Below are 3,484 nucleotides of genomic sequence, written 5' to 3' on the forward strand. Positions count from 1 at the left end.
GCCGAAGAAGCGCCGCTGACGTTCTTCCCCGACGCGGCGGTCGAGCCCGAACCCGGTGCTCGGCCGCCGCGTCGTCGCGGGCGCGGCCCCCCGCCCCCCCCCCCCCCCCGCGCCCCGGCCCGCGCGGCGCGCGCCGCGCGACCCGCCTTCACCTCGCCTGGCTCGTCGTCGAGCTGCATGCTTCCTCCCCAGGAATCCCGTGCTCGTCAGTACCGCACCGTCCGAGCGTGCGGGCAGCCACCGAGCGGGTGGTCCGCGACCGCGGCACCCCGACAAGCCTGCCGGATCACCGGACGCCGGTGCCGCAGGGTCCGCCGGGACGGCCGCTTGCCATTTATGAACAGCTGTACATACTCTTGTCGGCATGACGTTCGGGATGCTGTGCCTGGCCATCGCCGCGGGGCTGTGCGGTTCGCTGTGCACCCGGGCCTCGCGCGGATTCACCCGCTGGGGCTGGGGGATCGCGGCGATCGCCGGGTACGCGATCGCGACCGTGCTGCTGTCCTGGCTGGTGCAGCGGCTGCCGGTCGGACTCGTGTACGCGGTGTGGACGGGCGCCGCGGCGGTGGTGCTGGTGGCCGTGGACCGGGTCTTCTTCGCGGTGCGCACCAGCCGGGTGCAGCTCGGCGGCATGGCGGTGACGCTGCTCGGCATCGTGCTGCTCGGCACCGGGACGGGCGGATGAGCGCGGCGCGCCGGGCGTGGGCGCACCTCGCGGGCACCATCGTGCTGGAGATCGTCGCCACCCTGGCGCTGCGGGCCTCCGCCGGTTTCACCGCGCCGGTGCCGTCGGCGGTCGCGGTGGTCGGCTACGGTGCGACGGTCGTGCTGCTGTCGCGGGCGCTGCGGGTGATCCCGCTGGGCGTGGCCTACGTGATCTGGACCGGCGCGGGGACGGCCGGGGTCGCGCTGCTGGGATCGGTGCTGTTCGCCGACCACCTGCCCCCGGTGGCATGGCTCGGCGTCGCGTGCGTGATCGGCGGCGTCGCGATGATCAACCTGGCGAGGCGGGATTCGCGGGAGGAACGCGGTGCGGCCGAAGAACACCCCGAATGATCCCGAACGGCGGGAGCGGATCGTGGACGCCGCGATCCAGCTGATCCGCGACGGCGGCACCTCCCGCGTCACCGCGCGCGCCGCCGCGCAGCAGGCCGGGGTGCCCGTCGGTTCCGTCGCCTACCACTTCGAATCGGTGCGCGCGCTGCTGATCGAGGCGAGCAGGCGGGTGCTGCGTTCCCGCGCCGAGTCCCTCGACGAGTGGCTGCGCGGGGTCACCGCGGACACCGTCGTCGCCCGGCTCGCCGAGCTGGTCCACCACCACCTCACCGCGGAGCGCGGCACCAGCGTCGTCACCTACGAGCTGTACGTCCTCGGCATGCGCGACCCGGAATTCCGCGCGGTGAGCCGTGCTTCGCTGGTCCACCTGCGGGAGAAGCTGGCCGAAGTGCTGCCCGCTCCGGCGGCGGACCGGCTCGCCGCGACCGCCGACGGCTACCAGATGCAATGCCTCTTCGAGGAGCGAACCCCGCCGGTGGAGAACATCCGCACGATGTTGCAACCGGACTGATGTCTGTTCGTCCGTTGCTCGGGGGTCGTTCCCTGTCAGCGGGGAAGCCGCTGAGCAGCGACCACGCGCGCAGGTCGACCACCCGCGGGTTCTCAGCGCTTTCCTCGCGAGAACAGCGTTTTCGCATGTGGCGGAGCCACCTGTGAAAACGATCCCGCAGCGAGGAAAGCGCTGAGTCCGCCACCCATCCCCGAAAGCAGAACGAGTGGCGGTGCCCGCAGCGAGGAACATCACCTTGATGGGGTAGTGGTATGTCCGGTTAGGGTGCTCGGGAGCCAGTCGCGCCCGCGAGGGCAGGGAATCCGGTCGGAATCCGGAGCTGACGCGCAGCGGTAGGGGCGATGGGCGAGGAACGGCCGCACGGCCGCGACCACTGGACCACCGGGTCCGGGAAGGGACCTCGCCCGGCGAACCCGAGCCCGAAGACCTGGCTGGCTCCCCGGACCGCACTCGGTGCCGGGTCGCAGCCTGCCGGGCCCCGCGCATGGGTCCGGGGTGAGGAACCACGTGACATGCCGTTCTCGCGCCCCCGCGCGTTCCGGGCCGGACTGGTGGCGTTGACCGCGACCGTGCTGGCCTCCTGCGCCGCCCCCGCCGACGACACCGCACCCGCCGCCGGGGCGACGACGCTGCACAACTGCGGCACCGAGGTCACCGTCGCGGAACCGCCGCGGCGGGCGGTGTCGCTGAACCAGTCGACCACCGAGATCATGCTCTCGCTGGGACTGGCCGACCGGATGGTGGGCACCGCGACCTGGACGGAGCCGGTCGACCCGCCGCTGGCCGCGGCGAACGCGCGGGTGCCGAAGCTCGCCGAGAACACCCCGTCGTTCGAGTCCGTGCTGGACACCGAACCGGACATCGTGCTCGGCGCCTACCAGGCCATGTTCACCGACGAGCGCGTCGCCGACCGCGAGCGGTTCACCGAGCTCGGCGTGCCCACCTACCTGTCGCCGAGCAACTGCCTGCCGGAGGAGGCGCCGCTGCCGGAACCGGTGCAGCTGGCCGACATCCACCAGGAGGTGCAGGACATCGCCGACCTGTTCGGCGTCCCCGAGCGGGGCCGGGCGCTCAACGAGCAGCTGCGCGGCCGGGTGGAGGCGGCGCGGCAGAAGGTCGCCGGGCTGGACTCGCGCGGCGAGACCTCGGTGCTGTTCTGGTTCGCCCGCACCGAATCCCCGTACGTGGCGGGCTCCACCGGGTCTCCGGCGATCATGGCCAGGGAGCTGGGCGTGCGCAACGCCTACGACGACGTCACCTCGATGTGGCCGCAGGTGTCCTGGGAGGACGTGCTGGCCCGCGACCCGGACCTGCTGGTGCTCGGCGACCTCACCCGCGACGGCGAAGGCGACGGGCTCGCGGCGAAGGAGCGGTTCCTGCACGAGGACCCGGCGGTGTCCCGGCTCGCCGCGGTCCGCGACGACCACCTGCTGAGCATGACCGGCACCGAGCTGAACATCAGCCTCCGCACCGTGCAGGGCATCGAGCGGCTCGCGGACCGGCTCGTCGAGCTGGACCGGCAGCGGTGACGGCGGGGCGGCTGCCCGCCTCCGCCATCGTGCTGGCCGGGATCCCGGCGCTGCTGCTGTCGATCGCCGCCGCGGTCACCCTCGGGCCCGCGGACCTGTCGGTCGCCGACGTGGGCAGCGTGGTGGGGCACCGGCTCGGGCTGGTGGACACCGAGGTGTCCCGCATCGGGCAGGGCATCGTGCTGCAGCTGCGGTTGCCGCGGGCGCTGCTGGCGGCGATCTGCGGTGCCGGGCTGGGGGTGTGCGGGGCGGTCCTGCAGACGCTGGTGCGCAACCCGCTCGCCGACCCGTACCTGCTCGGGGTGTCCTCCGGCGCCTCCACGGGCGCGGTGTCGGTGGTGGTGCTGGGGCTCGGGGCCGGGGCGATCGGGTTGACCGCGGGGGCGTT

Annotated in this window: 5 protein-coding genes and 1 riboswitch; all 5 genes read left to right on the forward strand. The window is 73.3% G+C overall.

Annotated elements, in window-relative coordinates:
- Positions 1 to 364 precede the first annotated feature (364 nt).
- Positions 365 to 685, forward strand: coding sequence for a multidrug efflux SMR transporter (locus LCD35_RS29550; protein WP_224959605.1), 321 nt, complete (start codon positions 365 to 367; stop codon positions 683 to 685).
- A complete protein-coding gene (locus LCD35_RS29555; protein ID WP_224959606.1) occupies positions 682 to 1,056 on the forward strand; it encodes a multidrug efflux SMR transporter in 375 nt (124 codons plus the stop codon). The genes LCD35_RS29550 and LCD35_RS29555 overlap by 4 nt, the downstream gene beginning before the upstream one ends.
- Positions 1,031 to 1,567 (forward strand): TetR/AcrR family transcriptional regulator, encoded by a 537-nt coding sequence (locus LCD35_RS29560; protein ID WP_224959607.1) that lies wholly within the window; start codon positions 1,031 to 1,033, stop codon positions 1,565 to 1,567. The genes LCD35_RS29555 and LCD35_RS29560 overlap by 26 nt, the downstream gene beginning before the upstream one ends.
- Positions 1,568 to 1,862: 295 nt before the next feature.
- A riboswitch (cobalamin riboswitch) is annotated at positions 1,863 to 1,996 on the forward strand.
- 83 nt (positions 1,997 to 2,079) lie between these two features.
- Positions 2,080 to 3,096, forward strand: a complete 1,017-nt coding sequence (locus LCD35_RS29565; RefSeq protein ID WP_225045311.1) for an ABC transporter substrate-binding protein — start codon at positions 2,080 to 2,082, stop codon at positions 3,094 to 3,096.
- Positions 3,093 to 3,484, forward strand: a 392-nt coding sequence (locus LCD35_RS29570) for an iron chelate uptake ABC transporter family permease subunit (RefSeq protein ID WP_225045312.1), incomplete at its 3' end; no start/stop codon positions are given. The genes LCD35_RS29565 and LCD35_RS29570, both read left to right, overlap by 4 nt.

Source organism: Saccharopolyspora sp. 6V, assembly GCF_020176785.1.
Lineage (GTDB): Bacteria > Actinomycetota > Actinomycetes > Mycobacteriales > Pseudonocardiaceae > Saccharopolyspora_C > Saccharopolyspora_C gregorii.